The sequence below is a fragment of the Halomonas piscis genome, assembly GCF_031886125.1.
Lineage (GTDB): Bacteria > Pseudomonadota > Gammaproteobacteria > Pseudomonadales > Halomonadaceae > Vreelandella > Vreelandella piscis.
Window position 1 is genome coordinate 437,629 of record NZ_CP119391.1, and the last position, 26,656, is coordinate 464,284.

At 65.9% G+C, this 26,656-nt stretch carries 25 protein-coding genes and 4 tRNA genes; 14 read left to right on the forward strand and 15 right to left on the reverse strand.

Features of this window, described 5'->3' with window-relative positions:
* Nucleotides 1-400: 400 nt before the first annotated feature.
* On the forward strand, nt 401-2,113 hold the full coding sequence (locus P1P91_RS02040; protein ID WP_311884173.1) for a sodium:solute symporter family protein: 1,713 nt from the start codon (nt 401-403) through the stop codon (nt 2,111-2,113).
* Between the two features lie 37 nt (nt 2,114-2,150).
* Nucleotides 2,151-2,279 (forward strand): putative transporter small subunit, encoded by a 129-nt coding sequence (locus P1P91_RS02045; protein WP_311884174.1) that lies wholly within the window; start codon nt 2,151-2,153, stop codon nt 2,277-2,279.
* 145 nt (nt 2,280-2,424) lie between these two features.
* On the opposite strand, the gene P1P91_RS02050 is transcribed toward P1P91_RS02045, so the two are convergent.
* Entirely contained in the window at nt 2,425-2,829 is a 405-nt protein-coding gene (locus P1P91_RS02050; protein ID WP_311884176.1) for a DUF488 domain-containing protein, read from the reverse strand.
* Nucleotides 2,830-2,997: 168 nt separating this feature from the next.
* Here P1P91_RS02050 and P1P91_RS02055 point away from each other — a divergent pair, with 168 nt between their 5' ends.
* The 3 genes from P1P91_RS02055 to P1P91_RS02065 all read left to right on the forward strand — a co-directional run bounded on the left by P1P91_RS02055 (nt 2,998) and on the right by P1P91_RS02065 (nt 5,513).
* Nucleotides 2,998-3,888, forward strand: coding sequence for a sugar nucleotide-binding protein (locus tag P1P91_RS02055; protein WP_311884177.1), 891 nt, complete (start codon nt 2,998-3,000; stop codon nt 3,886-3,888).
* Nucleotides 3,885-4,619, forward strand: a complete 735-nt coding sequence (locus P1P91_RS02060; protein ID WP_311884179.1) for a lysophospholipid acyltransferase family protein — start codon at nt 3,885-3,887, stop codon at nt 4,617-4,619. The genes P1P91_RS02055 and P1P91_RS02060 overlap by 4 nt, the downstream gene beginning before the upstream one ends.
* Nucleotides 4,620-4,761: 142 nt before the next feature.
* A protein-coding gene (locus P1P91_RS02065; RefSeq protein WP_407650536.1) for an IS5 family transposase occupies nt 4,762-5,513 on the forward strand; the annotation gives its coding sequence in 2 pieces (ribosomal slippage) (nt 4,762-5,077 and nt 5,077-5,513; 753 coding nt in all).
* Nucleotides 5,514-5,526: 13 nt separating this feature from the next.
* Here P1P91_RS02065 and fabB read toward each other — a convergent pair.
* The 10 genes from fabB to P1P91_RS02115 all read right to left on the reverse strand — a co-directional run bounded on the left by fabB (nt 5,527) and on the right by P1P91_RS02115 (nt 15,156).
* The gene (gene fabB, locus P1P91_RS02070; protein ID WP_311884181.1) at nt 5,527-6,744 is read right to left on the reverse strand and encodes a beta-ketoacyl-ACP synthase I; all 1,218 of its coding nucleotides are present in this window, start codon (nt 6,742-6,744) and stop codon (nt 5,527-5,529) included.
* A 12-nt stretch (nt 6,745-6,756) separates the two neighbouring features.
* Nucleotides 6,757-7,272, reverse strand: a complete 516-nt coding sequence (fabA, locus tag P1P91_RS02075) for a 3-hydroxyacyl-[acyl-carrier-protein] dehydratase FabA (protein WP_311884182.1) — start codon at nt 7,270-7,272, stop codon at nt 6,757-6,759.
* A gap of 158 nt (nt 7,273-7,430) precedes the next feature.
* A complete protein-coding gene (locus P1P91_RS02080; RefSeq protein ID WP_311884183.1) occupies nt 7,431-7,952 on the reverse strand; it encodes a DUF2878 domain-containing protein in 522 nt (173 codons plus the stop codon).
* Nucleotides 7,949-9,217: a cyclopropane-fatty-acyl-phospholipid synthase family protein gene (locus P1P91_RS02085; protein WP_311884184.1), complete on the reverse strand. Its 1,269-nt coding sequence runs from the start codon at nt 9,215-9,217 to the stop codon at nt 7,949-7,951. Before P1P91_RS02085 ends, P1P91_RS02080 begins: the two co-directional genes overlap by 4 nt.
* Nucleotides 9,214-10,038 carry a DUF1365 domain-containing protein gene (locus tag P1P91_RS02090; RefSeq protein ID WP_311884186.1) on the reverse strand — a complete coding sequence of 275 codons (825 nt, stop codon included), beginning with the start codon at nt 10,036-10,038 and terminating at the stop codon, nt 9,214-9,216. Before P1P91_RS02090 ends, P1P91_RS02085 begins: the two co-directional genes overlap by 4 nt.
* Nucleotides 10,035-11,396 carry an NAD(P)/FAD-dependent oxidoreductase gene (locus P1P91_RS02095; RefSeq protein WP_311884187.1) on the reverse strand — a complete coding sequence of 454 codons (1,362 nt, stop codon included), beginning with the start codon at nt 11,394-11,396 and terminating at the stop codon, nt 10,035-10,037. The genes P1P91_RS02090 and P1P91_RS02095 overlap by 4 nt, the downstream gene beginning before the upstream one ends.
* Entirely contained in the window at nt 11,393-12,184 is a 792-nt protein-coding gene (locus P1P91_RS02100) for an SDR family NAD(P)-dependent oxidoreductase (protein ID WP_311884188.1), read from the reverse strand. The genes P1P91_RS02095 and P1P91_RS02100 overlap by 4 nt, the downstream gene beginning before the upstream one ends.
* 25 nt (nt 12,185-12,209) lie before the next feature.
* The gene (locus tag P1P91_RS02105) at nt 12,210-12,644 is read right to left on the reverse strand and encodes a nuclear transport factor 2 family protein (protein WP_311884190.1); all 435 of its coding nucleotides are present in this window, start codon (nt 12,642-12,644) and stop codon (nt 12,210-12,212) included.
* Between the two features lie 164 nt (nt 12,645-12,808).
* Nucleotides 12,809-14,218, reverse strand: a complete 1,410-nt coding sequence (phrB, locus tag P1P91_RS02110) for a deoxyribodipyrimidine photo-lyase (protein ID WP_311884192.1) — start codon at nt 14,216-14,218, stop codon at nt 12,809-12,811.
* Nucleotides 14,219-14,259: 41 nt separating this feature from the next.
* On the reverse strand, nt 14,260-15,156 hold the full coding sequence (locus P1P91_RS02115) for a MerR family transcriptional regulator (RefSeq protein ID WP_311884193.1): 897 nt from the start codon (nt 15,154-15,156) through the stop codon (nt 14,260-14,262).
* Nucleotides 15,157-15,564: 408 nt separating this feature from the next.
* Between P1P91_RS02115 and P1P91_RS02120 the strand changes: the two genes are divergently transcribed.
* On the forward strand, nt 15,565-16,494 hold the full coding sequence (locus P1P91_RS02120; RefSeq protein WP_311884195.1) for a TIGR01777 family oxidoreductase: 930 nt from the start codon (nt 15,565-15,567) through the stop codon (nt 16,492-16,494).
* Here P1P91_RS02120 and rapA read toward each other — a convergent pair.
* The 3 genes from rapA to P1P91_RS02135 form a co-directional block, all read right to left on the reverse strand.
* Nucleotides 16,491-19,448: an RNA polymerase-associated protein RapA gene (gene rapA, locus P1P91_RS02125; RefSeq protein ID WP_311884196.1), complete on the reverse strand. Its 2,958-nt coding sequence runs from the start codon at nt 19,446-19,448 to the stop codon at nt 16,491-16,493. The two genes, P1P91_RS02120 and rapA, sit on opposite strands and share 4 nt — an antisense overlap.
* Nucleotides 19,449-19,585: 137 nt before the next feature.
* Nucleotides 19,586-20,239, reverse strand: coding sequence for a TlpA family protein disulfide reductase (locus P1P91_RS02130; protein ID WP_311884197.1), 654 nt, complete (start codon nt 20,237-20,239; stop codon nt 19,586-19,588).
* 70 nt (nt 20,240-20,309) lie between these two features.
* A complete protein-coding gene (locus P1P91_RS02135; RefSeq protein ID WP_311884198.1) occupies nt 20,310-21,389 on the reverse strand; it encodes an RRXRR domain-containing protein in 1,080 nt (359 codons plus the stop codon).
* A 71-nt stretch (nt 21,390-21,460) separates the two neighbouring features.
* Here P1P91_RS02135 and P1P91_RS02140 point away from each other — a divergent pair, with 71 nt between their 5' ends.
* Together P1P91_RS02140 and P1P91_RS02145 are read left to right on the forward strand one after the other, a co-directional pair.
* Entirely contained in the window at nt 21,461-21,601 is a 141-nt protein-coding gene (locus tag P1P91_RS02140) for a hypothetical protein (RefSeq protein WP_311884200.1), read from the forward strand.
* Nucleotides 21,602-21,754: 153 nt separating this feature from the next.
* Entirely contained in the window at nt 21,755-21,997 is a 243-nt protein-coding gene (locus P1P91_RS02145) for a hypothetical protein (protein WP_311884201.1), read from the forward strand.
* Between the two features lie 89 nt (nt 21,998-22,086).
* Here P1P91_RS02145 and typA read toward each other — a convergent pair whose 3' ends face one another.
* A complete protein-coding gene (gene typA, locus P1P91_RS02150) occupies nt 22,087-23,916 on the reverse strand; it encodes a translational GTPase TypA (protein WP_311884202.1) in 1,830 nt (609 codons plus the stop codon).
* Between the two features lie 176 nt (nt 23,917-24,092).
* Here typA and P1P91_RS02155 point away from each other — a divergent pair, with 176 nt between their 5' ends.
* From P1P91_RS02155 to P1P91_RS02180, 6 genes are all read left to right on the forward strand, one after another.
* Complete coding sequence (locus P1P91_RS02155; RefSeq protein ID WP_311884203.1) at nt 24,093-25,076, forward strand: biotin--[acetyl-CoA-carboxylase] ligase; 984 nt, start codon at nt 24,093-24,095, stop codon at nt 25,074-25,076.
* Entirely contained in the window at nt 25,073-25,912 is an 840-nt protein-coding gene (locus P1P91_RS02160; protein ID WP_311884205.1) for a type III pantothenate kinase, read from the forward strand. The genes P1P91_RS02155 and P1P91_RS02160 overlap by 4 nt, the downstream gene beginning before the upstream one ends.
* A gap of 110 nt (nt 25,913-26,022) precedes the next feature.
* Nucleotides 26,023-26,106 (forward strand) — tRNA-Tyr (locus P1P91_RS02165).
* Between the two features lie 118 nt (nt 26,107-26,224).
* Nucleotides 26,225-26,298: transfer RNA gene (locus P1P91_RS02170), tRNA-Gly, on the forward strand.
* 15 nt (nt 26,299-26,313) lie between these two features.
* Nucleotides 26,314-26,388: transfer RNA gene (locus P1P91_RS02175), tRNA-Thr, on the forward strand.
* A gap of 158 nt (nt 26,389-26,546) precedes the next feature.
* Nucleotides 26,547-26,622, forward strand: a tRNA-Trp gene (locus P1P91_RS02180).
* The last annotated feature ends 34 nt before the right edge of the window (nt 26,623-26,656 follow it).

Sequence of the window (26,656 nt, forward strand, 5' to 3'; positions counted from 1 at the left end):
CCGAGGCCTTTCCTCGAACGCCGTGACGGCGCTGCCCACGCGCAGTATCGCCTTCGGCCGTTTCGATTTTATGTCGGCTAACGTCATCGATAATAGGAGAGGGCAGCCATGCCATCCCACTATTCCGACGCCGGCCGTTGCATGCCGCGCCGCCCGCCGCCCCCTCCCCTTTTGGGGTAGCGTCTGAACGGCCGTCACCTGCACGCCGTGCGCTCTTTGCTGCCAACGCCGCGCTTCCTGGCAAGCCGGTAACGCCCCGTGCGCTGCGCGCATGATCGGGGCCCTGGCCCACGCACGCCCCATGCCGACATCGTTCCTTTGCTGTACCGATATCTATCCGCTGTACCCGCAAGAAGATAGTGCCTGTGGGTACGTGTGTGCCACCAACGGGGAGTTGCCCTTGAATAGCGAATCGTTATATCAGTTTTCCATCTGGACCGTGATGTTGCTGCTGCTGGCGTTTTACGGCGGCACCTATCTGTTGACGTTAGGCATCCGCAAGAAAAACGAGGATGCCGACGCCTTCATGGTATCCAACCACCGCATCGGCTTTGGTATCGGTGCGGCCAGCATGACCGCCACCTGGATATGGGCGGCTTCGTTTTACGCCGCGGCCACCTCGGGCTATCAGTACGGCGTTTCCGGCCCCATTCACTACGGACTCTGGGGCGCACTGATGATCTTGTTCATTTATCCGTTCGGCAAGCGTTTTCGCCGGCTCGCCCCTAACGCGGCGACACTGGGCGAGCTCATTCACGCTCGCCACGGCAGCTCCAGCCAGCTGATTCTGGCGATTTCCAACATCATGGGCAGCATCATCAGCCTGATGGTCAACTTTACCGCCGCCGGTGCGCTGGTGTCGGTGCTGTCGCCGCTGTCGTTTCAGGCCGGGGTGATCATTGCCGGCGTCGGCGTGCTCTTGTATACCCTGTGGTCGGGCTTTCGCGCCTCGGTGATTACCGACTTTTCCCAGCTGGTGGCGCTGATGGCCATCGCCGTGGTGATCATCCCCGCGGTATTCTTTGCCATGGGCGGCCCCACCGAGCTGGTCGCCGGGCTTGACAACCTCACGCCCGAGCAGGCCAATTTCTTCTCCGGCGAGGCGGTTCTCGAGCAGGGCGCGCCGTTCTTCGTCGCCGTGCTGGCCTACGCCATCGGTAACCAGACCATTTCCCAGCGCCTGTTTGCGGTCAACGAAGACCACATCAAGCCGACTTTTCTCACCGCTACCGTGGGCTACGGCGCGATTGTCATCGGCCTTGGCATGATTGGCCTGATGGCGCTGACCATCGGCATCGAGCCGATGAATGGCGACATGAACAACCTCATTCCGCAGATGGTCTCGGGCTACCTGCCGCCGGTGTTCATCGCCCTGTTCTTCATCCTGGTGATCGGTTCGCTTTCGTCCACCGCGGACTCTGATCTCTCGGCGCTTTCCGCGATCATGATGGCCGACGTCTACGGCAAGAATATCGCCAAGGGCAATGCCGACCCCGACCGCATGCTGCTGGTGGGCCGCTTGACCATGATCGTAGCGACCGTCGCAGCGATTATCTTTGCCAGCTTCTCGCTGGATATTCTGGTGATGCTGGTATTCGTTGGCGCGCTCTGGGGGGCGATCGTCTTCCCGGTGATTGCCAGCTGCTTCTGGGACCGCGTGACCAACAAGGCGTTTACCACCTCGGTGATCGTCGCCATGGTCATGTTCTCGCTGGCACGCTTTGAAGTGCTGCCTCTGGCCAGTGGTTTCGGCCTGATGTTCGAGCTGCTGGCAAGCATCGGCGGCGGCATCATCATCGGCCTGATGGCCTTCGGCTTTCTCGGGCGCATCGCCGGCGCGATTGCCGGCGTGCTGGCGCTGATTGGCATGCTGGTATTTGCCACCGGCTTTTTGCGCGAATACACCGTGCTGCTGGCTTCGCTCACGGCCTACGGAACCAGCACGCTGGTATGCGTGGTCATGAGTCTCGCCAGCAAGGAAGCGCCTTTCGATTTTGACCTTATTCGCCGGCGCGTGGGCGACTACGACGACGCTGCCGAGACGGAGAGCCTGGATACCGGCAGGCCGGTCGAGCCGCCGAAAACCGCCGGCCAGCCCGTGGCTCAGTCCTGAGCCGCGCCGTACCGTAGACATGAAAGGAGACGTATTGATGACCGCATTAATGGGCTTTTACGTACTGATCTGGCCGGCGCTCACCCTTGGCGTGCTGATTCTGATCTGCCGCGCGGTGATCCGCGATCGCCGCCAGGCGCAGAAGGAACGCCGCGACATGGTGTAGCAACGGCGTTTGCTGCAAGAAACGGCGCATGAAAAAAAGCCCGGCCCGCCGCTCGCGCGGCGGCCGGGCTTTTGCGTTGCCGGTCAGCTTCATAGTAGAGCAGACCGACTTCATGCAGCCGGCCGTACGTGCAGCTCGGGTATCGTCAGGCGGTGTGGTGCTCGATGAACTGTTTCAGCGCCACGGCGTTGTTGTGCGATTCGTCCTTGGCCGCATAGACCAGCGTCAGGGTTTTTCCTTGGCAGGCATCGAGCAGATCCGTCAGCGCCTGGCAAGCCTCGTCGCTGTGCTCCAGCTCGTGAAAAAACTTCTGGTAGAATCCCGCCCACAGCGAAGGGTCGTGGCCGAACCACTGGCGCAGTTCCCTGGAGGGCGCCAGCGCCTTTTGCCAGTCGTCGAGCTTGAGCGCCTGCTTGCTGACGCCGCGCGGCCACATGCCGTCCACAAGGACGCGATAGCCGTCGTCGTCGGCGGGCGCCTCATAGGCGCGCTTGCAGCGAATTGCCCGGGGTGCCTGGGATGCGTCAAGGGATAATGCGGGTGTTGGCATGGCCGTCTCCTTCAGTTCAGAAGCCTTGACAGCATAACACCGCCGCGGGCGGTGTATATCGCTTTTGCCATCGATAGGGTTCCGGTAAAGTGGCACGCCTTGGGCGCCTGCTTTAGGGGACGGCGGGCGCCGGCCGGTAGCCCGAACGGAGAAACGGAGAGGCGTTCTGTGAAGCTTTTGATTGTGGATGCCGGGCACTGCTTGAGCCTGGCGCTGGCGCGCGAAGCGGGGCGGCGCTCCGACACCTGGCTGGTGATCGAAGCCGCCACTCGGATTACGCCCGAGCGGCTTGACGAGGTCGCGCCGGATGCGGTGATCGTGCCGCCGCTGTCAAGTCCGCTGAGCCTGGCGCCGGCAGAGGTAACGGCCCACGCCAACGCCGTGGAGGCCTGCCTGGACGCCTGCCTCTCCCGGGACGTGGCGCTGGTCTGGTGCGTATCCGACCAGCTTTACGAAGACGGCCATAACGAACCCATCGATGAGCACCTGGTCCCCGAGCCCCGGGATACCAGCCTGCGCCGGCTGGTGCAGACCGGCGACCGTATCCGTGCGGAGTACCATCGCCATCTGATTGTCCGGTTGGGACCGCTCTTTGCTCTGGAAGGCAGCCACGCCTGGCTGGGAGAGACCATCGACAGCCTGGTGGCCGGCGACAACGTGCGCGCCGCCGAGGACGTGATTTTCTGCCCTACCTCGGCGGACGCCGTCGCCCTGGCGCTGATCGGCATGCTGCAGCAGCTGGGCTGCGGGGTCAGTGCCTGGGGCGCCTACCATCTGGCCGGCATCGAGCCGGTGAGTGCATTCGGCTTTACCTCGGTGGTGCGTACCCAGCTGGCAACGCACCTGGACGGGCGCGGCGAAACGCTGACGCTGGGCGAGGTTCAGGCGCTTAACCACCATCACGACGCCAAGCTCTATCGCGTGCTCAACTGTCGCCGGGTGCTGAAGGTGTTCGGCGTACATCAGAAGCCCTGGCGGCTGGAAGTTGAGCGCATGCTGGAGGCCTGGTGCCTGACACGGGATAACCCCGCAGAAGGCGGCGAGGAGGGCGCTTCGTGATCAAGGTGCTGCGCAGCGGCATTTTCTATGTCGGCTACTTTTCCGCGATGCTGGTGTGCGGCGTGCTGCTGCTGCCGATAGCGCCGTTTCTGCCGCTGTCCGGGCGCTACCGGCTGCTCAACCTCTACAATCATTTCCTGATCCGCTGGTTTCGCCTGGCCTGCGGGGTGCGCTACGACATTCGCGGCCGCGAACACCTGCCCGAGGGCGCCTGCGTGATCCAGGCGAACCACCAGTCCGAGTGGGAAACGGTATTTCTCCAGGTGATGATGCCGCCGGTGTGCACCGTGCTCAAGCGCGAGCTTTTGAATATCCCCATCTTTGGCTGGGGGCTGCGGCTGCTGCACCCCATCAGCCTCGACCGCTCGAAGCCGTCCCGGGCGCTGAAGCAGGTGCTCACCCAGGGCGTGACGCGGCTGCAAAGTGGGCTGTCGGTGCTGATTTTTCCCGAGGGAACCCGGGTAGATCCCGGATCGCGACGGCGCTACAACAAAAGCGGCAGCGTGATCGCCTGTCGCGCCGGGGTGCCGGTGCTGCCGGTGGCGCACAACGCCGGCGAGCGCTGGCCCGGGCGCCACTGGGTCAAGCAGCCGGGGGTGCTGCGGGTGCGCATCGGCGCGCCCATCGAGACGGCGGGGAAGACCCCGGACGCGGTAATGGCCGAGGTGGAAGCCTGGATCGAAGGCCAGCTCGACGAGATTTCCGACGTGGCTCGCCCGGCGCGTGCGTAGCCGGCGCCGCTCAGGCATGAAAAAACGGCACCTCGAAAGGTGCCGTTTTTGTGGGTGGCGCGGTGTGCCGGGGGAGCTAGGGTGTGTTAACAATCATTAGTTTCGTTTAAACTGATTTAGTATTCATAGATTTTGGTGGGCCATGAGTCGGTTGAAGTTACGCGATGATCAGTGGGAGCGAATCGAGCACCTGCTCCCCGGCAAAGCCTCAGACTGTGGGGTAACTGCCAAGGACAATCGCCTGTTCGTGGAAGCCGTGCTCTGGATCGCTCGGACCGGCGCCCCGTGGCGTGATCTTCCCGAATCTTTTGGGCGCTGGCACACCGTCTACATGCGGTATAACCGTTGGTCACGAAAAGGCGTTTGGCAGCGTATTTTTGACACAGTAGCCGACGATCCCGATCTAGAGCAGCTGATGATCGACGGTAGCATCGTCAGGGTGCACCAGCATGGAGCGTCAAAAAAAACACGCAAGACGTCGAAGCCATGGGCAAATCTCGAGGCGGATTGAGCACCAAAATTCATGCCGCAGTCGATGCGTTAGGTAACCCAGTACGATTGGTTCTCACACCGGGCCAGGCGTCGGAGTATGGTGCTGCTCCCGCTCTACTGGAAGGTTTTTCCCCGCAAGCGGTGCTGGGCGACAAGGGGTATGACTCCACTGCTCTGCGGGACATGATTCAGGCCGCAGGTGCCGAGCCGGTGATTCCTCCGAAAAAGAATCGTTTGGCGCGCATTGAAGTAGACTGGCACTGTTACCAAGATCGCAATCTGGTGGAGAGGTTCTTTCAGAAAATCAAGAAGTTCCGGCGGTTATCTACACGCTATGAGCGACTGGCAAGAAACTACCAGTCACTCCTCTGCCTCGTGTCAGCCGCCATATGGCTGGCCTAATTGTTAACGCCCCCTAGTCCTGCATGCGCTCAAACACCAGGCAGGCGTTGGTGCCGCCAAAGCCGAAGCTGTTGGTGAGCACGCGCTCAAGCTTCACGCCGTCCCGGCGCTCGGTGACGATGTCGAAGCCCTCGGCCTGCTCGTCAAGGTCGTCGATGTTGGCCGAGGCAGCGACGAATTCGTGCTCCATCATCAGCAGCGAGTAGATAGCTTCCTGCACGCCGGTGGCGCCCAGGGAATGGCCGGTCAGCGACTTGGTCGAGCTCATCGCCGGGGTGGTGTCGCCAAACACCTCGCGCACGGCCTTCAGCTCGGACACGTCGCCCACCGGCGTGGAAGTACCGTGGGTGTTGATGTAGTCGATACCGCCGTTGACCGTGGCCAGCGCCTGGCGCATGCAGCGCGTGGCGCCCTCGCCGGAAGGGGCGACCATGTCGACGCCGTCCGAGGTGGCGCCGTAGCCCACCAGTTCGCCGTAGATTTTGGCGCCCCGGGCGTGGGCGTGCTCCAGCTCTTCGAGCACCAGCATGCCGCCGCCGCCGGCGATGACGAAGCCGTCCCGGGCCTTGTCGTAGGCGCGCGAGGCTTTTTCCGGGGCGTCGTTGTAGCGGGTGGAAAGCGCGCCCATGGCGTCGAACAGGCAGGATAGCGTCCAGTGCTCTTCCTCGCCGCCGCCGGCAAAGACCACGTCCTGTTTGCCCAGCTGGATCTGCTCCATGGCGTTGCCGATGCAGTGCGCCGAGGTCGCGCAGGCCGACGAAATCGAGTAGTTGACGCCCTTGATTTCAAACGGCGTCGCCAGACAGGCCGACACCGTGCTGCCCATGGTGCGAGTGACGCGGTAAGGGCCTACGCGCCGCAGGCCGCGCTCGCGCAGCACGTCGGCGGCTTCCACCTGGTTGGAGCTCGACGCTCCGCCGGAACCGGCGATCAGCCCGGTGCGCTCGCTGGATACCTGTTCGGGAGCGAGGCCCGAGTCCTCGATGGCCTGGGCCATGGAGACGTAGGCGTAGGCCGCCGCGTCGCCCATGAAGCGGCGCAGCTTGCGGTCAATAAGCGCTTCCAGGTCGATATCGACGCTGCCGGCGACATGGCTGCGGAAGCCCAGATCGGCGTAGTCCTGCTTGAAGTTGATGCCGCTGCGTCCGCTTTTCAGCGCGTCCAACACCTGTTGCTGATCGTTGCCCAGGCACGACACGATGCCCAGGCCGGTGACTACCACTCGTCGCATGGGAGCCTCCTGTTAAAAGTTCGCGGTGGAGGTGAATAGGCCAACGCGCAAGTCATTAGCCTGGTAAATATCGCGTCCGTCGACGGCCACGGTGCCGTCGGCCATGCCCAGAATCAGGCGCCGCGTAATCACACGCTTGATGTTGATGCGATAGGTGACCTTTTGCGCGTCGGGCAAAATCTGACCGGAGAATTTGACTTCGCCGCAGCCCAGTGCCCGCCCGCGACCGGGGTGGCCAAGCCAGCCAAGATAAAAGCCGACCAGCTGCCACATGGCGTCCAGCCCCAGGCAGCCGGGCATCACCGGGTCGCCGGGGAAGTGGCAGTCAAAAAACCACAGGTCGGGACTGATATCCAGCTCGGCAATCAGCTCGCCCTTGTCGTGTTCGCCGCCGATCTCGCTGATGTGCGTAATGCGGTTGAGCATGAGCATATTGGGCGCCGGGAGTTGGGCGTTGCCCGGGCCGAACAGCTCGCCGCGCGAGCAGGCAAGCAGTTCGTCGCGATCAAAAGAGTGTTGCTTGGTCACTGAATTGTTCCGAGTGTCGAAATGATCAAGGGCCGCGTGCGGCTACCCGTGCCGAGGCGAGGTACCGGGGAGCGACCCGCAAGGCCCGCCTAGTTTACTTCCCGAAACCGCTGAATGCACGCGCGTTGCTGTTCAAAGGCGTACACGAGGGGGCGGCTTCAGGGCCGCTGCCGCGCCAGCAGAGCGCAGACAAGCCCCCAGGCCAGCGCCTCGGCGGGCACAAGCCAGGGGGCCAGCGTTACCCGGGCCAGCACGCTGCCGCCGTAGTAGGAAAGGGCGGCGCCCGCGGCGCCGCAGCACGTGGCCAGCCATGGATATGGCCATAGCCAGCTCAGTGAATGGCGCACCAGGGTGGCAAACAGCGGCCACAGCATCCATAGCCACAGCGGCAGCGGCCAGGCGTCGGGCATCGTGCCGTGGGCTCCGGGGCGGTGAAAGGTAAAGCCGCCGGCAAGCGTCAGGCCGCCGTCAATGAAAAGTCCCGCCAGGGCAAAGCCGACCACCAGCCGCCACTCCCCGGGGCCGGCCGTTCGCCACAGGTGCCAGCCAATCAGCGCCGGGCCTGCCACCAGGGCGACGCTAGAGCCGCCCAGCACGCAGACCAGCCAGCCGGCCTCGAAAGCCATGGCGTTGACGATCAGCCGGCGCGCCCGGGGCGTGAACGGCAAGGGTAGCGTCACGGCGCGCCGACGAGCGGCGCCGGTCGCGCCCCGGGCCTTGTCAGCAGCAGCTGGCAGGTGCCGATGGTGCGCTCGAGAAAGCCACCCTCGCAGTAGCAGAGATAGTAGCGCCACATGCGAATAAAGCGCTCGTCGTAGCCCAGCCGGCGCACCTGATCGAGGCTCGCCTCGAAGCGGTGGCGCCATTCGCGCAGGGTGCGCGCGTAGTGCGGGCCGATTTCGTCGAGATCGAGCACGTTGAGCGAGGTTTTCCGCGCCAGACTCGACACGATCGCCTGGTGGGAGGGTAGAAACCCGCCGGGAAAAATATAGCGCTTGATGAAATCCATTTCGCGCTTGGCGGCGTCAAAGCGCTGATCGCGGATGGTAATCGCCTGCAGCATGGCCTGGCCGTCGGCGGCGAGCAGGGCGTCGACTTTGGCTAGGTAGGTATCCAGATACTGATGGCCCACGGCCTCGATCATCTCCACCGAGACGATCCGGTCGTAGGTGCCGGTGAGGTCCCGATAGTCTTCCTTGAGCAGCGTGATGCGCTCGCCCAGGCCCTCTTCCTCGATGCGCTTGGCAGTGTGGGCGTACTGCTCTCCGGAAATCGTGGTGGTTGTCACCCGGCAACCCCGGGTTTGGGCGGCGTGAATGGCAAGCCCGCCCCAGCCGGTGCCGATTTCCAACAGGTGATGCTCGGGCCCCACGCCGAGCTTGTCGAGCATCCGGTCGAGCTTGTGGGTCGAGGCCTCTTCCAGGCTGGCCGCCGGATGCGGAAACACCGCGCTTGAGTACATTCGGTGGCGGCGGTCGAGAAACAGCGCAAACAGGTCGTTGCCGATATCGTAGTGGGCGGCCGCGTTGCGCCGGGAGCCCCGGGCCGAGTTGCGCTGCAGCCCGTAGGCGGCGGTGAGCAGCCAGCGGGCGAGCCGGGCGCTGCCGTTTTCCACGCGCGCGTTGACCGCATCGAGGTTCAGCGCGAAAAGCCGCACCAGCGCCACCAGGTCGTCGGTGTCCCAGTCGCCGTCCATGTAGGCTTCGCCCGCGCCCACGGTGCCGCCCAGCGCCATGCGCTGCCAGGCGCGGGGGTGGCGGATGACCACCGTGGCCGCCAGCGAGCCGCCCTGGCCCAGCTGCCGGCGGTCGCCGCTCTCCACAAGCGTGATGGTGCCGCCGGTAAAACGATCAAGCTGGGCGAGCAGGCGCGGCCTGAGCCAGCGTGCAAGGCGTGGGCGCGGGGAAGCCTGGCAGGGGGCAGGACAGGAGTTGGCACTCGTCATGGCGGTGTCTCCCGGTGGCTGTCTGGATGGTCATAAACGGGCATTTTCTTGCGCCACAGCTTGAACGCCTGAAGGAAAATACCGGCGAGCGTCTTCAGGCTCATCCCCGGCTGGCGGGCCAGCGTAGCGACAAGCGCGTCCCGGGTGGCCGGCGTGCCGTCAAGCGTCAGGGTGGCGTCGAAGTGGCAGCGCTCGCCGCCGTTCTCGCCGTCGGCGGCGCGGTTTTCCATGTGCATCAGCAAACGCTCGCCCGGGGTGTTGAAGCGCCAGCGGTAGGTCATGGCCATGGGGTTGAACGGCGAGACGTGCATGGCCTTGGCAAAGTGCGCGGCGTGGCTGTGGCGGCTGCCGTCCACCTCGGCGACGTAGCAGACGCGCTCTCGCCAGGGCATGTTGGTCACCTCGCCAAGAATCGCTGCCGGCCGATCGTCGCGGTCGAAGGCGTAGTAGAAGGTAACGGGGTTGAACACCGTGCCCAGCACACGCAGCTGGGTCAGCATGCAGATGCGCCCGTCCGGGGCGTGGCCCAGCGTTGCGGTCAGGCGCCTTCGCACGGCGTCGGCAAGCGGCATATCCACAGGCCCCAGATAGTCTTCGCGGCGGAAGCGTGCCGGCGCCGGGCGCCGAGCGCTGAAGCCCGGCACGCCGTCGAAAAGTCCCGGGAGTTCGTCAAGGTCCAGCCACAGCATCCACACCCGGTAGCTGAACTCGTGCGCTTTGGGCACAAAGCGCCGGTGGCGCAGCGTGCCCCGATACACCCGCGAACGTACGGGCAAAGCCGACGGCGCAGCGATGTGGCTGCTTTCAGGGTGCCGGCTCATCCCATATCTCCCGGCCCGGCGTCGGGCAGCAAGTGATGGGCGGGTATCGCCGTGGGCGGCGCCGGCGGCGCGGCAGGCTCGTCGCAGCCGAGCTTTCGCGCCACGCGCAGCGCGCTCCACACGCCGTCCTCGTGAAAGCCGTTGCGCCAGTAGGCGCCGCAAAAATGGGTACGGCCGTGGCTGGTCCGGGCGCCACAGATCTCGTCGTGGCGGGCCTGGGCAGCCTGGCCGTCCAGGGTGAAGCGCGGATGGGCGTAGGTGAAGCGGCCAAGGACTGTGGTCGGGTCGATGCTTTGGCTGTCGTTGAGCGTGACGCAGAAGGTGGTGTCGGCGTGAAGGCGCTGGAGGATGTTCATGTTGTAGGTCACCGATACCGCATCGCCGGCGTCGCGCCGGTCCAGCCGATAGTTCCAGCTGGCCCAGGCCCGGCGGCGGCGGGGCAAAAGCCGGGTGTCGGTGTGCAGCACCACCTCGTTGTCCTGATAGGGCATGGCCCCGAGCACCTCGCGCTCGGCGGCGGTGGCATCGGCGCCGAGAATAGCGAGCGTCTGGTCGGCGTGGCACCCAAATACCACCCGGTCAAAACGCTCGCGCCCGCCGTGAGTCTCAAGCTCCACGCCGGTGGCGTCCCGGGTGACGGCGGCCACCGGTGCGTTAAGGCGGATGCGCTCGGCGTAGGGCGCGGTGAGCGCGGGAATATACGCCCGGGAGCCCCCCGCCACGGTGTACCACTGGGGCCGGTTGACGAGGTTCAACAGCCCGTGGTTGCGGAAAAAACGTACGAAAAACGCCAGCGGAAAGCCGCGCAGATCGTCAAGGCTTGCCGACCAGATGGCCGCGCCCATGGGCAGCAGGTAGCGGCGCTGAAACGCCTCGCCGTAGCCCTGGCGGTCCAGGTAGTCACCCAGCGTCATGCCATCCGCCAGCCGGCCGGCCTGAAGGTCCCGCGTCGCCCGGCGGTTGAAGCGCACGATGTCGGCCAAGAGCCGGTAGAAGCCCGGCGAGACCAGGTTGCGCCGCTGGGCAAACAGCGAGCCCGGGGTATGGCCGTTGTACTCGAAGTCGCGCTCGGTTTCGTGCACCGAAAAGCTCATCTCGGTGGGCTGGGTGGCCACGCCCAGCGTCTCCAGCAGACGGGTGAAGTGCGGGTAGGTCCAGTCGTTGAAGACGATAAAGCCGGTGTCCACGGCGTGGCGCTCGCCACCGGCGGTGACGTCTACCGTGGCGGTATGCCCGCCAAGGCGCGGGGCGGCTTCGAACAGCGTGACCTCGTGGCGGGCGGACAGGTAAAAGGCCTCCGCCATGCCGCTGATGCCGCCGCCGATCACGGCGATGCGCTGGCTGCCGGGAACGCTCATGCGGCGTCCTCTTGCTGGGGGTCGCGCACCAGGCGCCGGCCCACGGCAAAGCGCAGCGCCGGGGGCAGAATGCCCAGCAGCTTGACGATCAAGGTAAAGCGCTTGGGGAAGTGGATGTCCTTGCGGCCGTGATAAAGCCCCTTGAGGATGGCGTCCGCCGCCTGGTCGACGCTGACCTGCATGGGCATGGGGAAGTCGTTTTGCGCGGTGAGCGGAGTGTCGACAAAGCCCGGATGGATAACGCTGACGCCGATCGTCTCCGGGGAAAGGTCCAGCCGCAGGGCTTCCATGAAGTAGCTTACCGCCGCCTTGGATGCGCCGTAGGCCTCGGCCCGGGGCAGCGCCATATAGGCCGAGGCGCTCGAAGTCACCGCCAGCCGTGCGGGTCGGCCTTCGCGGCGCGCAGCGCGCAACAGCGGCAGTGCAGCCTCCACGCAGTACAGGGTGCCGTTAAGATTGGGGGTAAGCACCCGCTCGACCAGCGCCACGTCGAACGCCCGGACGTCAAGATACTCGCAGGTGCCGGCGTTGAACAGCGCCAGGTCGAGTCCGCCCAGTTCGGCTTCGATACGTTTCCCGGCGGCCTGGACGGCGTCGCGGTCGCTGATGTCCAGCGGCAGAACAGCAGCGTTGTCAAAGCCCTTGCACAGGGCAGCCAGTTTGTCCTGGCGGCGGGCGCTGAGCACCACGCGATGGCCTTCCGCCATCAGCCGCTGGGCCAGCGCCTTGCCGATGCCCGACGTCGCGCCGGTCAGCCAGATGCGTTGGGGAGTGTTCCAGGTGCCCATGTGTCGCTCCTTTGCTGTTTGTCGGCTAGCGGCTCGCCCGACGCTTGAGCCAGCGAACGGCGCGGCCCAGTAGCGGTACGTGCTCGTACAGCATGGCGCCGGCGTCGAAGTAGTCACGGTGGCGCCTGACCCGGCCGTCCTCGGCAAACTCGAGCCGGGTACAGCCCTCGACGCTGATTCTGTGTCCGCCGTTAAGCCGCGGGTGGGCAAAGTGCATGGTCCAGGTCACAAAGGCCGTGTCGCCGTCCTGCTGGGTATCGTGATAGTCAAAGCGGCAGTCGCGAACGTTTTCGTACATGCCGGCAAAGTAGGCCTCAAGCGCCTGGATGCCCTCGATGCGATGCAGCGGATCGGTGAACACCACGTCTTGAGTATATACATCGTACAGGCTTTTTGTACAATCTTTGTCAAGATTATTGAAGAAGGCGCAGAACGCCTCCAGCGTCGCGTCGTGGGGCATGGATGTCTCCGTATGGACAAGGCAGGCGTGTTGAGATAAGGCGTCATCGCGCGGAGCGAAGCGACGCGGCGATCTCCTTGTGTGCCGCATGCATAGCGCTGAGATTGCTTCGCTGCGCTCGCAATGATCCGGATACCCACAGGCCGCAGGCCTGCCCGCGTGGGTCAGCCCAGCGCCTTGAAGGCGGCAAGCGCTCGCTGGCGGGCGGCTTTGTGCTCGACGATGGGCCTGGGATAGCCGAGCCTGCCGCGCTCGGCAGCGGGCGGGTTGTGGCGCGCCCGGGGGGGAAGCGGGGCTAGCTCGGGGACCCAGTGGGCGATGAACTCGGCGTCCGGGTCGAAGCGGGTGGACTGGGTGGTGGGGTTGAAGAGGCGAAAGTAGGGCACGGCGTCGGTGCCGGTGGAGGCCGCCCACTGCCAGCCGCCGTTGTTGGCGGCGAACTCGCCGTCGACCAGGTGGCGCAGAAAGAACGCCTCGCCGCGTCGCCAGTCGATGAGCAGATGCTTGGCCAGAAACATCGCCGTGACCATGCGCAGGCGGTTGTGCATCCAGCCGGTAGCAACCAGCTGGCGCATGCCGGCGTCCACCAGCGGGTAGCCGGTACGGCCTTCGCACCAGGCGGCGAAGCCTTCATCGTCGTCGCGCCACTCAAGGGCCAGAGTGCCTTGTTTGAACGGCTGATAGCGGCACACCCGGGGAAAGCCCGCCGCCACGTGCTGATAGAACTCGCGCCAGACCAGCTCGTTGACCCAGGCGGCAAGCCCGGCGTCGCCTTCGTTGAGCTGGCCGTCGTTTTCCGCCATGACGGCGTTCAGGCACTGGCGGTACGAGATCATCCCCAGCGCCAGATAGGGCGAGAGTTCGCTGGTGCCGTGCACGCCGGGAAAATCCCGCTGCTCAAGGTAGTGCCGGCTGCGATAGCGCAGAAAGTGGCCCAGGCGGTCGGCGGCGGCTTCCCCGGCGGGCCACTGGTGGCCGACAATGGCCTCGTCGGCCAGCGCGGCGTCCAGCGCCGGCAGCGGCTCGCTGGGGATGCCGGGCAGCGTCTGGGCGGGCGGTGCGTCGGCAAGTGCCAGGCGCTCGGCGGTGATATGGCGGTGCCATGCCTTGGCAAAGGGGGTGAAGACGCCGTAGTAGTCGCCCTTGCCGGTAAGCAGCTCACCCGGGGCAAAGGCCACGGCGTCGTGGTGGCCGTGGGAGCCAAGCCCCGCGGCGCTGAAGGCGGCCTGGACGGCGGCATCCCGGCGACGCTCGTTGAGCGGGTACTCGCGGTTGAAATGCAGCGTCTCGGCGTGGTGCTCACGGGCAAGCGCAAGCAGCGTCCGCGGGGCAGCGTCAAAATCGGCTATGCCGCGCTGGAGCAGAGGGATATTCAGTTCGCCGAGCGCCTCGGCGAGTGCGGCCACGCCGCGTCGCCAGAAATCGATCTTGTTGGCGCCGTGGCCGTGGGCCTGCCACTGGGCCGGGCTGTGCAGAAACACGGCAAGCACCGGCCCTCTGGCCGCCGCGGCGGCCAGGGCGCGGTTGTCGTTGAGGCGTAAATCGCTGCGGAACCAAACCAGCTGCAGAGCCATGTCAACCTCCGGGGGATTATGTGAGCGCAGAGCTGACGGGTTTATAACACCCCGGATTCGCGCAGCAGCGGGCGCAGCTTTGCCACGGCTCGGGGCAGGTCGTCCCCCAGCTGGTGGATACGCTCGTCATGGGGTTCCTCGGGAGCCGGCCCGCACAGGCCCACCGGCACGTTCGGCGAGGCGCTATCCGGCAGCGTCAGGGCAGCGGCGGGGAGGCGGCCGCCGGCAAACAGCACCATGGAGGCGTGCAGCCGCGATACCGCGCGGGGCAGGGCGTCCAGCGGCAGCCCCTGGTCGAACAGCTGCACGCGATAGCCCTGTTCGCTGGCCAGCAGCGCGGCCAGCAGCACCCACAGCGGCCCGGGCTCACCCGGGCGCGGCGTGAGCAGCACCAGCGGCCCCCGGGTGGCCTGGTTGGCGTAGTGCAGGCGGATGCCGACCTGGCTGCGCAGCAGGGCTTCGAACGCGCGGCGGGCGGCGGCGTCCGGCGCCTCCTGCCAGCGCGCCTCGAGCGCGTTGATCACCGGCTGCCAGAGCTCGCTGATCGCGGTGCCCAGCGGGTAGAGCGCCAGGCTCTGGTGGTAGAGGATCTCCAGCCGCTGGGTGTTCAGCGCCTCGACCAGAGTGATCAGCTGCCGGCGCTGGCTGTCCCAGTCGTCGCTGGTGGGGGCGGGCGTTTCCACGGCTTCCGGCTGGTTGATCAGATCGGCCACTTGGCTGACCGGCACGCCGCGATTGAGCCACTGCAGAATGCGCTCGATGCGGGTGATATCGTCCTGGGCGTAGAGGCGGTGACCCTTGGGCGTGCGCTGGGGCCGGATCAGGCCGTAGCGGCGCTCCCAGGCGCGCAGGGTGACCGAGTTCACCCCCGTCAGCCGAGAGACCTCCCGGATGGGGTACAGCGGAGTATCGGGTGGATGGGTCGCCTGATTGCTCATGGCCGCCTGTGCCTCTTGGATGCCTGGGTGATGGTGCTGCCGGCGTCTGCCGCGGCACGCGCCGTTTCTTCGGCGTGTCTTATACACGCTGTCGTTGTACAACTTTTGGGCCCCGAGCACAACCCGCAGGGGGTTGCCTGAGCGCGGCCGAGGCCGGCGTTGTTCGGACATTGTACCTCTAGCAGCCGAGCTTTGCTGTCCCGCCGTGTATAACTTCTCGGCGCCTGGCGGCGCGCGTTCTCATCCGCGCCGTGCGCGGCGGAAAAGAATAAAAAGCATGGACAGGTTAGCTATACTGTACATATTTAGTACAGTTGAAGGGGAGGCAAGCCAGGGCTATCGCAGCTGGAGAAACGGGCCCTTGGCGACGGTATCGAGCGATTTGTCGACTATAAAAAGGAGCCTGTCATGCGTGTATTGATAACGGGCGGTAGCGGTTTTGTCGGTCGGCGGCTGTGCGAAAGCCTGGCGCGCCAGGGATACGAGCTGCAGGTGGTATCGCGCTCGCCGGAAAAGGCCCGAGCGGTGCTTCCCGAGGGCTGCGACGTGCGCGAGAAGGCAACGGCCTTTGCCGACGCACCGCCGGAGGCGCTGGTCAACCTGGCGGGGGAATCCATTGCCGCCAAGCGCTGGAGCGAGGCGCAGAAGCGCGAGATGGTCGATTCGCGCCTGCGCGCCACCGGCGATCTTCTGGCGCTGTGCGAGGCCCTGCGTGAGGCCGGCGAGGCGCTGCCCCGGGTGCTGGTGTCGGGCTCGGCCATGGGCTATTACGGTGCCCAGAAACAAAGCGGCGAGGGCGATACCGCGGTGACCGAAGAAACGCCGCCCAACGACGAGTTTGCCCACCGGCTGTGCGCACGCTGGGAGGCCGCCGCCGGCGATATCGAGGCGCTCGGGGTGCGCACGGCGATCGTGCGTATCGGGCTGGTGCTGGGTGAAGGCGGCGGCACCCTGGAGAAAATGCTGCCGCCGTTCAAGTTCGGGCTGGGCGGGCGCTTCGGCAGCGGCCGGCAGTTCATGCCCTGGATCCACCGCGACGATCTGGTCGAGGCCATTATCTTTCTGCTCGAGCATGACTCGGCCAGCGGCGCGTATAACGCCAGCGCTCCGCATCCGGTGACCAACGCCGAGTTTGCCCGGACGCTGGCGGGCACTCTCAACCGCCCGGCGGTGCTGCCGGTGCCGGCCTTTGTCCTCAAGGCAGGGCTTGGCGAGATGTCGCGGCTTTTGCTCACCGGGGCGGACATGCGCCCGGAGCGTCTGCAGCAGGCGGGCTTTACCTTCCGCTATAAAACGCTGGATCGGGCGCTGGAGGCGATTCTCGCTCCCGAGCGTTAGCCCTCGGCATCCACGGTGATGATCACCCGCACGGCGTCCAGGCGCAGGCGGGTGGCTTCGATGGCCTCGCTCAGCGCGGCGCGCTCGGCGGCCAGGGCGTCAAGCTCGGCGTCGCGCACGGCGGGGTTGTGCTCCGCGAGCGCCCGGAGGCGAGCGAGTTCGCCGCCCAGCTGTTCGCGCATGCGGGTCTCGGCGGCCTCCACAATGGTGGGAAGCTCGCGTTCGGCTTCGCTTTCGCCCTGTGTCAGCAGGCCGCGCAGCTTGTCGTGGTGGTTCTTGATCAAATCCCGGGCCAGCGCCTTGTTGACCTTCTGCAGGTTTTTACCCAGGCCGGTAAAGGAGATCTTGTCGGTAAGATTGGCGCCGGATTCGTCGAGCAGCACTCGCACCGCCGTGGGCGGCAGAAAACGATTCAGATGGAGGTGCCCGGGCGCCGGGCAGTGGGTGCGAAACACCAGCTCGGCCATCAGCCGCCCGCCGGGGATGGCGGCGTGGCCGAGCAGCGCCAGGGCGGTGTTGCCCATGGTGCCGTCGACGATGCGGCCCATCATCTCGCGCAGCAGCGGGTGCTCCCAGGAAAGCTGCTGGACGTCGTCCCGGGCAAGCGCCAGGTCGCGCCGGTAGGTGGCGGTAAAGCCGTCCTCGCCCTTGGCCAGCCCCGGCAGACCGTCGAGCATCTGGGGGCCGGGCTTGAGGTGCATCAGGCCGCTGCCCAGGTCCTTGCTGTCGACGCCGAAGATATCCAGCGCGCGGTCCACGTAGCGCGGCAGGGCGCGGTCGTCGTCGAGCTCGCGTACGGCCTCGATGATGCGCTCGGCGCGCTCCGGGCGGCAGGCGTTGAGCTCCAGCAGGCGGTTGCGCCCGGCGTCGCGCTCGGCCAGTTTGGCGGTGAACATGGCCCGGGTGTCACCGATGATGTCGTCGAGGGCCTCGTCGTCCAGCAGGGCATCGGCCAGCGTATCGCCGAAGGTCTCGAACAGCTCGCTGCCCACGCCGTGAGGGGCGCTGAAGGCGTCCATGCCCTCGTCGTACCAGCGCATCAGCCGCGCGCCGGGGCTGTCCTCGAACAGCGGCACGTGAAGCTCGATGGCGTGGCGCTGGCCGATACGGTCGAGCCGGCCGATGCGCTGCTCCAGCTGATCCGGGTGCTGGGGCATGTCGAACATCACCAGGTGGCGGCAGAACTGGAAGTTGCGCCCTTCGGAGCCGATTTCCGAGCACACCAGCACCTGGCAGCCGTCTTCCTCGTCGGCGAAGGCCGCCGCGGCGCGGTCGCGTTCGAGCAGCGAAAGGTCCTCGTGAAATACCGGGGCGTGGTAGCCGCCCAGCACGCGCAGCGCTTCGGCCAGGCCCTCGGCGGTTTCCCGGTGATGGGCGATGACCAGCACTTTCTCGCCGGCAAAGCCGTCTTCGCCGTCGTCGCTCAGACGCTCCAAAAGCCAGCTGACCCGCGGGTCGATGTGCCACCAGTCCTCGGCGTTGAGCGGGTCGCTTTCGAGCGCCCGATACATGGCGTCGGGGTAGATCAGCACGTCCGGGTGATCAAGCCCGGTTTCGATCAGCAGCTCGTCGAGGTAGTCCTCGTCCCGGGCGAGGCGGCGCAGCACCCGGCGGTAGGCCGACGGCAGCGCCAGGGTGGCGGTGTGCAGGCGGCGCTCGGGAAAGCCGCCGACGTGGCGCCGGCTGTTGCGAAACATCACCCGGCCGGTGCCGTGGCGGTCCAACAGCGCCTCGCGCAGCCGCGCCCGGGCGCTGTCCTGCTGCTCGGCGCCGGCTTCGGGGTTGGCAAGCACGGCCAGCAGCGCACGGCTTTCGTGATCGTCGATCACCACTTCGACTCGCGCTTTGGCGTCGTCGCTTTCGGCGACGCTGTCCAGCGCGTCGATGGCGGCGGCCACCTCGGCGTAGTGGCGTTCCTCTTCCCGGAAGCGCTCCAGGTCGTGATAGCGCTCGGGGTCGAGCAGACGCAGCCGGGCAAAGTGGCTGGCAACCCCCATCTGCTCCGGCGTGGCGGTGAGCAGCAAAAGCGCGTCGATGTCGGCAGCGAGCGACTCCACGCACTGATAGCCCGGGCCGCTGGCCTCCTCGCTCCAGTCCAGGTGGTGGGCCTCGTCGACGATCAGCAGATCAAAACGCGCGGCAAGCGCCTGGCGCTGGCGCGCCGGGTTGGCGAACAGCCAGTCCTGGCTGGCGAGAATGAGCTGGCCGCTGTCGAAAGGGTTGCCCTCGCCCATGCCTTCTTCCAGGGCGCTGCTCTGGCTTTCGTCGAGCAGGGTGACGTCGAGGGCAAAGCGGCGCAGAAGCTCCACCAGCCACTGGTGGGTCAGGCTGTCGGGCACCAGGATCAGCGCGCGTTCGGCGCGGCCGGTGAGCAGCAGGCGGTGCAGGATCAGCCCCGCTTCGATGGTCTTGCCCAGCCCCACCTCGTCGGCCAGCAGCACCCGCGGGGCGTGGCGGCGGGCGACTTCGTCGGCGATGTAAAGCTGGTGGGGGATGAGATCGATGCGCGGGCCGGCAAAGCCCAGCGCCGGGTGCTTTTCGGTGCGCTGATAGTGGTGCAGGGTGCGAAAGCGCAGGTCGAACCAGTCGTTGCGGTCCACTTGGCCGGTGAGCACCCGGTCCCGGGCCTGATCGAACCGCATGGCATCGGCGAGCTTGGTTTCGGGCAGTTCGCAGGGCTCGCCGTTGGCGTCTGTGCCCTGATAGATGATCAGCCCCTGGCGTTCGCGGCTGGCGTCCACGGTCATCTGCCAGCCGTCGGCGGCGGTGATGCGATCGCCGGCGCCGAAGGCAACCCGGGTCAGCGGTGCCTGGCGGGTATTGTAGGTGCGGGTTTCCTGGCTTTCGCTGAACAGGATGGTCACGCTTCGGGCGTCGCAGTTGAGTACGGTGCCAAGCCCGAGCTCGGCTTCGCCGTCGCTGATCCAGCGCTGGCCGGGGGAGAAATCGCTCATGGTGCCTCGGAGGATGCGGTCAATCGGGACAAACGCCGTCGGTGGGGAAGGCGCCGGCGTCTCAAGGGCGAGGGATTCTAACGCAAAGCGCAGACGGGATTAAGATGCCGTGCGGCTTGCGCCCTGGGGCGTATCGGTCAGCGGCCGAGCCAGGCGGCCAGAGTGGCCCGGTCGAGCTCGCCGAGGTGGCGTTTGACCACCTCGCCGCGGGCGTCGAGCAGCAGAGTCAGCGGCAGCCGCGTGGCGCCAACGGCGGCCATCAGCCGCTGCTGGGGGTCGCGCAGGGCGATAGCGAAGGCAAGCGCCGGAGAGCCAGGTTCCGGGTTGTCCAGATAGCGCACGGCGGGAAGCAGGTCTTCTCCCTGGTTGACGCTGGCTACGCGCACGTCGCCATGCCCGCTGAGCTCGGCCAGCCGCGCCATGTCCCGGCGGCAGGGCGGACAGTCAGTGGCCCAGAGGTGGACGAGGATCGGCGTGTTGCGCTTGTGGCCGGCGATCCGAGGCAGTTCGGCAAGCGCTACGGCGTTGCCGTCGAGGTCTTCCAGGGTGATATCGGGTAGCCTCGCCGGGCCGGAAAGGGTGGCGGGCAGCAGCAGGGGGGCAAGCGTCAGGCCCAGCCCGCCGGCGCTCAGTATCAGCAGTGCCGCGCGCAAAGGCCCCTGCCACCGACCGTTACTCGTCGCGTGTCTCAGCGCATAGCCCAGCCCGCCTGCCAGCAGCGCCAGGGCGGCAGCAAGCGCGTAGAGGCGCGGCAACGGCATCAGCAGTGGTCCCAGGGCAGCGGCGTTCATCAGATTTTGCGCGGGATACCCGGTACTTTCAGTGCCGGGAGGGATAGCGCGTCGCCCACAGGGCGACCTGTTACGCCACCGTCTGCCCCGCTCCTCCCTTTGGTTGAATGGATGAGGTGAGGCGGTAGCCGTAGCCATCACCGCGTTGGATCAGCAAGCAGTGCTTGTGCGAGATGCCTTGCACCGCCCCCTGCTCGGTCTGAATGTTGAAGCGGCCGGTTTTACGCACAGCGACACGGCCCGTATGGATGCCGGCCTTCTTGCCGGTGGGCACGATGGCTTTCACCATGTCGCCGGTCTGAAAACCGTGTACCTGCTTCTGCCGCATCAGATAGCCACGCGGGAAACCGTGCCGGGTCAATCGGGTGCGTTGATAGCTGCCGCGTCCGGTGGCCTTGATCGTCAGCGTCGGCACCTGCCAATGGTGCAGGGCGTCCATTGGGCCGACGCAGGCGGCGTCGAGGGCATGGGTCTTGGGAATGCCGAGGCGCTGGCGGTTGTACTTGGTGCGCCCGCCGCTACCTGCTGTCACCGGCAGACCGGTGGCCTTGAGAGCACCGAACAGCACCCAACGGGTCGCGTTGACGGCGCTGGCATCCCGCAACGGGCGCTTGAGCTCACGTTGCACGCGCTCCTGTCGAGCATCCGCCGACAGGTTGTTAGCCTTGAGTCGCTTCTTGAGCCCCTTGTCGGTGGTGAAGAAAGTGTCCAGCGTGCCGTTGCCCTTGCCCTGGTTGCAGGCGTGGCAGGCCAGCGTCAGGTTACTGACGCGGTGCGAGCCACCGTGAGCACGAGGTACCACATTGTTGAAGCGTGGCGCCCGGTAGCGCAGGTTCTGACGGCGACGAAAGGCTCGGCGCTGCTCCAGCGCCTTGCGAATCTGAAAGCCACGATGGACAAGCTCGATCAGGCACAGCAGGTGACGATCCTCGGCATCCTCGCGCACTAACGCCAGCCCGGTGGTCTTGCTGCCGGGGTCGATGCCGAGTCGCAGCGGCTGGGTGTCACCCTCCACCCGATCCTTGAGCCGGATCGTGAACGGATAGCGCTTATGCACCACAGCGCGACCGCGTTCCCGCAACAACCGGGCGCGCTTCTCGCTGCACGGCATCAGGGGCCGTTTCTGTTTGTCCAATACGAAAACCGCCATGCGATTTTCTCCTGTGTTAATGCCCTTACGGGCCTGGTGTCGCGGATCGTTCGATCCGTCTCCCCTCGGGCATGTCGATAACCGGCTCCTGCCTGACGGCAGCGATCAAGACCTTCGGCGTTTTACCTTGCGCCAGCATGATCCTGACCTTCCAGAGCCCGCCGCTGAGGAAGCACGGCGGGGTGGGTCTTGGCGACCTGTTACCAACGTAGCGGGTTGACTACCGCTTTCCCTGGTCAGCCGGGCTTGCTTTCACAAGCCTCTCCCTTCGGGGAGAGGTAGCTGACGCGTACTGTCCGTAAAGCGCCCGGCAAGCGGTACAATGGACCGACCATACCATGGGATAGCGACAATCGGAGGCGCTAATGGCTCGGCCAACCTACGACCCCTTGCGGGCGCTGGCGATCGGCACCCAGGCGGCGGGGCTCATCGCCATCATCATGCTGGAGACCGTGCTGGGCGACGGTGCCCGGCCGTGGCAGGGAGTGACGCTTTTGCTGATGCTGGCCGCCGCGCTGAGTATTGCCGCGGTGCGGCTTTACCGGCACAAGCGCGCGCTGCGCGAGCGGGACCGTCGCCGGGCGCTTATGGAGGAGGAAGAGCCCTAGCCGCTCGGTGCCGGTGCCCGGGTAAAAAAAAGCCCGCCGAAAAGGCGGGCCGGTTCATGCACAGCGGGCGGCTCGCGCAGCGCGGTGCCCTACTTGCCCTTGTTGGCGCGCTTGCGCTCGTTCTCGGTGAGGTGTTTCTTGCGCAGACGCAGGTGGTTGGGGGTGATCTCCACCAGCTCGTCGTCGTCGAGGAACTCGATGGCCTGCTCCAGGGTGAAGCGCACCGGCGGCACCAGATCAAGGCTTTCGTCGGCGCCGGAGGAGCGCATGTTGTCGAGCTTCTTGGCCTTGGTGGGGTTGACGGTCATGTCGTCGGCGCGGTTGTTGATGCCGACCAGCATGCCTTCGTAAACCTCGGTGCCGTGCTCGACGATGAGCTTGCCGCGGTCCTGCAGGGCATAGAGCGCGTAGGCCAGCGCCTTGCCGGTGGTCATGGAGACCAGCACGCCGTTGCGCCGCTCGATGGCGGCGTCGGGGCGCAGCGGGCCATAGTGGTCAAAGCGGCTGGTGAGGATGCCGGTGCCCGACGTCAGCGTCATGAACTGGCCACGAAAGCCGATGAGCCCACGGGCGGGGATAATGAAATCCACCCGCACGCGGCCCTTGCCGTCGGGGTGCATGTTGGTCATCTCGCCCTTGCGATAGCCAAGCTCCTCCATGATGGCGCCCTGGTGCTGCTCTTCGCAGTCGATGATGACTTCCTCGTAGGGCTCCTGCTGCTCGCCGTCGATCTCGCGGATGATGACTTCGGGGCGGCCCACGGCGATCTCGAAGCCTTCCCGACGCATGGCTTCGAGCAGCACCGAGAGGTGCAGTTCGCCGCGGCCGGAGACAGTGAACTTCTCCGGGGTCTCGCCTTCTTCCACGCGCAGCGCCACGTTGTGGATCAGCTCCTGCTCCAGGCGGTCCTTGATGTTGCGGCTGGTGATGTACTTGCCGTCCTTGCCGGCAAACGGCGAATCGTTGACCTGAAAGGTCATCGACACCGTGGGTTCGTCAACGGTCAGCGCGGGCAGCGCCTCGGCGGAGGCCGGGTCGCACAGGGTATCGGAGATGGCGAGGTTGTCGATGCCGGTGATGCAGATGATGTCGCCGGCGGTGGCCTCGTCGGTCTGCACCCGCTCAAGGCCCATGTGGGTCATGACCTGGCCGATCTTGCCCCGGCGCTCCTGGCCTTCCTTGCTGATCACGGTGATCTGCTGGTTGGGCTTGACGCTGCCGCGCACGATGCGGCCAAGGCCGATGACGCCGACGTAGCTCGAGTAGTCCAGCGCCGAGATCTGCATCTGGAAGGGGCCGTCAACTTCCACCTTGGGCGGCTCGACGATATCCACGATGGCATGGAACATCGGCGTCATGTCGTCGGTCAGCTCTTCCGGCTCCGGGCCGGCGACGCCGTCTAGCGCCGAGCAGTAGATAATGGGGAAGTCGAGCTGCTCTTCGCTGGCGCCGAGGTTGTCGAACAGATCGAATATCTGGTCGATGACCCAGTCCGGGCGCGCCCCGGGGCGGTCGATCTTGTTGACGACCACAATGGGCTTGAGCCCCTGGTCAAACGCCTTCTGGGTGACAAAGCGGGTCTGCGGCATGGGGCCGTCCACGGCGTCCACCAGCAGCAGTACCGAATCCACCATGGACATGACGCGCTCGACCTCGCCGCCGAAGTCGGCGTGGCCGGGAGTGTCGACGATGTTGATGTGGTAGTCGGTGCCGTCTTCACTCTGCCACTGGATGGCGGTGTTCTTGGCCAGAATGGTGATGCCGCGCTCTTTTTCCTGGTCGCTGGAGTCCATCACCCGATCCTGGCCTGCGGCCTTGCGGTCCAGCGTGCCGGACTGGCTCAGGAGCTTGTCGACCAGGGTAGTCTTGCCGTGGTCGACATGGGCGATGATGGCGATGTTGCGAAGATTCTCGATCACGAAGCGATCCTGCTTGAAAATATAGGCCCGGCATTATAGGGGCTGGGGGCGCACGGCGGCCAGCGTTGTATTTGCCGGTGCCGGTGCCGGTGGCACGCGCACGGGGCCGGCGCTAAGCTTTTCGCCGCTGCGCGGCATCCGGTAAGATAGCCGTTTTCCCGGGGCAGGGCAGGGTCATGACCATCGGCAATCTGATGCGTTTGTTGAGCGACGGCGAGATACATTCCGGCGAGCAGCTGGGTGAGGCGCTGGGGATTTCCCGGGCGGCCGTGTGGAAACAGCTGAAAAAGCTTGAGACTGCCGGCGTCGAGGTGAGCGCGGTCAAGGGGCGCGGGTATCAGCTGGCGCAGCCGCTGACGCCGCTGGACGGCGCGCGGATCGTTTCGCACCTGCCGGCCGAGGCCCGGCGCCGGCTGGCTCGGCTGCTGGTGGAGGACACGCTGCCGTCGAGCAACGACTATCTCCGTCAGCGCTTTTCCCAAGGGGCCGGCCACGGTGAGGTCTGCCTGGTGGAGCAGCAGTCCGCCGGCCGCGGCCGGCGCGGACGCGCCTGGCTGACCCCCTGGGGGCAGAGCCTGATGCTATCGATAGGCTGGCGCTTTGACAGCGGCGTGGCGGCGCTGGAGGGGCTCAGCCTGGCAATCGGCGTCGTCGTCTCCCGAGTGCTCGAGCGTTACGGCGCCCGGCCTCAGCTCAAGTGGCCCAACGATATCTTGCTGGCGACGCCCGAGGGCGCCCTGGCCAAGCTGGCCGGCATCCTGGTGGAGGTGACCGGCGACGCTGCCGGCCCCTGCGAGGTGGTGCTCGGCGTCGGCATGAACCTTTTCCTGCCCGAGTCCGCGCGTGACGCCATCGGCCAGCCGGTGGCGGTGCTTGCCGACGCCTGCCCCGGGGTCGATCGCAACGCTTTGGCCGCTGAGGTGGTGGCGGGGCTGCTGGAGATGCTGGATACCTTCGAGACAGAAGGCTTTGCCGCCTGGCAGGCGGAATGGAACCGGCGCCATGCCTATGCCGGCCACTCCGTCGACGTGCTGGTGGGCAACGACCAAAGCATCGCGGTGGCCGGCGAGGTCGACAGCAACGGCAACCTCTGGGTAAGCGAGAACGGCACGGAGCGACCTCTGGCCGGCGGGGAAATCAGCGTGCGCGGGCGGCCATGATTCTCGATCTGGATATCGGCAACACGCTGTCCAAGTGGCGGCTGAAGGATACCGAAAGTAGCGAGATCCGCTCTCGCGGGGCGGTGTGGACCCGGGAAGAGTGGCGCCCGGGGGCGGACATCCCTGATCTCGACGTGGTGGAAGCGGTCCGCATCTCAAGCGTCGCCCGACGGGAGGTGCTGAACGACACCGTGGCGCTGCTGCGTACCCGGGTGCCCCGCGTTTATGTCGGGTGCTCCACTCGGGAGGCGCTGGGGGTAACCAACGGCTACGACGAGCCCTGGCGGCTGGGCGTGGATCGCTGGCTCGGCGCGCTTGCCGGCTACCAGCTGGCCGGCGGCTGCTGCGCGGTGGACTGCGGCAGCGCCATTACCGTGGACTTTGTGCTGCCCGGCGGCGCCCACGCCGGCGGCTATATCGTGCCCGGGCTGCGGCTGATGAAGGAGAGCCTGAGGCTTGGTACCCGCAACGTCGCCATTGACCCCGAGGGTGAAGAGGACACCCTGCTGACCCCGGGGCGCACCACCGTGGATGCGGTCAATCACGGTATTTATGTGGCGGCCATCAGCGCCGTGCAGCGTATTTACAGCGAAGTGTGCGACCAGCACGGCGTGGCGCTGCCGATGCTTCTCACCGGCGGCGATGCCCGGGTGGTGTCGCGCGGGGTGGCCGTGCCCCATGCGGTATGGCCGGACATGGTCTACGGCGGACTCGAGGCCTGCTTTCCGCTGACGCTGGCCGAGCGTGCCGGGCGGATGTCCGGGGCGCCTGACGTGCCGGCAAGTCCGGCGCTGGAAAAAATCCGCGCGGGCCTTGCATTCTCGATGCTGCTTTGACAGAATGCAGCGCGTTCCGGGGCAGAAGGGTGTCGCCGAGCGGTGCTGCCGACGAGCAGCAATCCGGCTTGACACGGCTCTGGAAGGCGGTAGAATGCGCCGCCAGTGATGGAGGGATACCCAAGTGGCCAAAGGGAGCAGACTGTAAATCTGCCGCGAAAGCTTCGAAGGTTCGAATCCTTCTCCCTCCACCAGCTTTACAGGACTGGCAGCCACAAGTTGCCAAGCGGGCAGCGGCAAGGCGCCGTGAAGGACAGCGGCGAAGCGACACGCAGCTCGGTGCGGGCCAAGGTTGATGCAGGCCCGGTTGATGCGGGCATAGTTCAATGGTAGAACCTCAGCCTTCCAAGCTGATGATGCGGGTTCGATCCCCGCTGCCCGCTCCAGTTCATGTAACGTTTGCTCATGTAGCTCAGGGGTAGAGCACACCCTTGGTAAGGGTGAGGTCGACGGTTCAATTCCGTCCATGAGCTCCACATTGCGAGAAGGCGAGCCAGGCTCGCTTTTTTTGTCTCCATCGTCGAGAAGTGCTTGGCGATGCGAGGGTGCAAAGGTTGTCAGGCGGAAAATTATTCGCTAACATGACGGCCGCTGTTGCATGGCATCGCAATGATCGCCGCAGCAGTGACGATACAGGCCAGTGGCTCAATTGGCAGAGCAGCGGTCTCCAAAACCGCAGGTTGGGGGTTCGAGTCCCTCCTGGCCTGCCAGCTTTCCCCAAGTTGGCGTGCCTTTCCCGAATTC

What these genes read in the sequence shown, in the direction of transcription:
- rapA (WP_311884196.1), bottom strand. Translation starts at nt 19,448, where the DNA reads ATGAGCGATTTCTCCCCCGGCCAGCGCTGGATCAGCGACGGCGAAGCC.
- P1P91_RS02135 (WP_311884198.1), bottom strand. Translation starts at nt 21,389, where the DNA reads ATGGCGGTTTTCGTATTGGACAAACAGAAACGGCCCCTGATGCCGTGC.
- P1P91_RS02145 (WP_311884201.1), top strand. Translation starts at nt 21,755, where the DNA reads ATGGCTCGGCCAACCTACGACCCCTTGCGGGCGCTGGCGATCGGCACC.
- P1P91_RS02130 (WP_311884197.1), bottom strand. Translation starts at nt 20,239, where the DNA reads ATGAACGCCGCTGCCCTGGGACCACTGCTGATGCCGTTGCCGCGCCTC.
- P1P91_RS02085 (WP_311884184.1), bottom strand. Translation starts at nt 9,217, where the DNA reads ATGACGAGTGCCAACTCCTGTCCTGCCCCCTGCCAGGCTTCCCCGCGC.
- P1P91_RS02160 (WP_311884205.1), top strand. Translation starts at nt 25,073, where the DNA reads ATGATTCTCGATCTGGATATCGGCAACACGCTGTCCAAGTGGCGGCTG.
- P1P91_RS02140 (WP_311884200.1), top strand. Translation starts at nt 21,461, where the DNA reads ATGTCGATAACCGGCTCCTGCCTGACGGCAGCGATCAAGACCTTCGGC.
- P1P91_RS02095 (WP_311884187.1), bottom strand. Translation starts at nt 11,396, where the DNA reads ATGAGCGTTCCCGGCAGCCAGCGCATCGCCGTGATCGGCGGCGGCATC.
- P1P91_RS02045 (WP_311884174.1), top strand. Translation starts at nt 2,151, where the DNA reads ATGACCGCATTAATGGGCTTTTACGTACTGATCTGGCCGGCGCTCACC.
- fabB (WP_311884181.1), bottom strand. Translation starts at nt 6,744, where the DNA reads ATGCGACGAGTGGTAGTCACCGGCCTGGGCATCGTGTCGTGCCTGGGC.
- P1P91_RS02105 (WP_311884190.1), bottom strand. Translation starts at nt 12,644, where the DNA reads ATGCCCCACGACGCGACGCTGGAGGCGTTCTGCGCCTTCTTCAATAAT.
- P1P91_RS02050 (WP_311884176.1), bottom strand. Translation starts at nt 2,829, where the DNA reads ATGCCAACACCCGCATTATCCCTTGACGCATCCCAGGCACCCCGGGCA.
- P1P91_RS02090 (WP_311884186.1), bottom strand. Translation starts at nt 10,038, where the DNA reads ATGAGCCGGCACCCTGAAAGCAGCCACATCGCTGCGCCGTCGGCTTTG.
- P1P91_RS02100 (WP_311884188.1), bottom strand. Translation starts at nt 12,184, where the DNA reads ATGGGCACCTGGAACACTCCCCAACGCATCTGGCTGACCGGCGCGACG.
- P1P91_RS02120 (WP_311884195.1), top strand. Translation starts at nt 15,565, where the DNA reads ATGCGTGTATTGATAACGGGCGGTAGCGGTTTTGTCGGTCGGCGGCTG.
- phrB (WP_311884192.1), bottom strand. Translation starts at nt 14,218, where the DNA reads ATGGCTCTGCAGCTGGTTTGGTTCCGCAGCGATTTACGCCTCAACGAC.
- P1P91_RS02155 (WP_311884203.1), top strand. Translation starts at nt 24,093, where the DNA reads ATGACCATCGGCAATCTGATGCGTTTGTTGAGCGACGGCGAGATACAT.
- P1P91_RS02115 (WP_311884193.1), bottom strand. Translation starts at nt 15,156, where the DNA reads ATGAGCAATCAGGCGACCCATCCACCCGATACTCCGCTGTACCCCATC.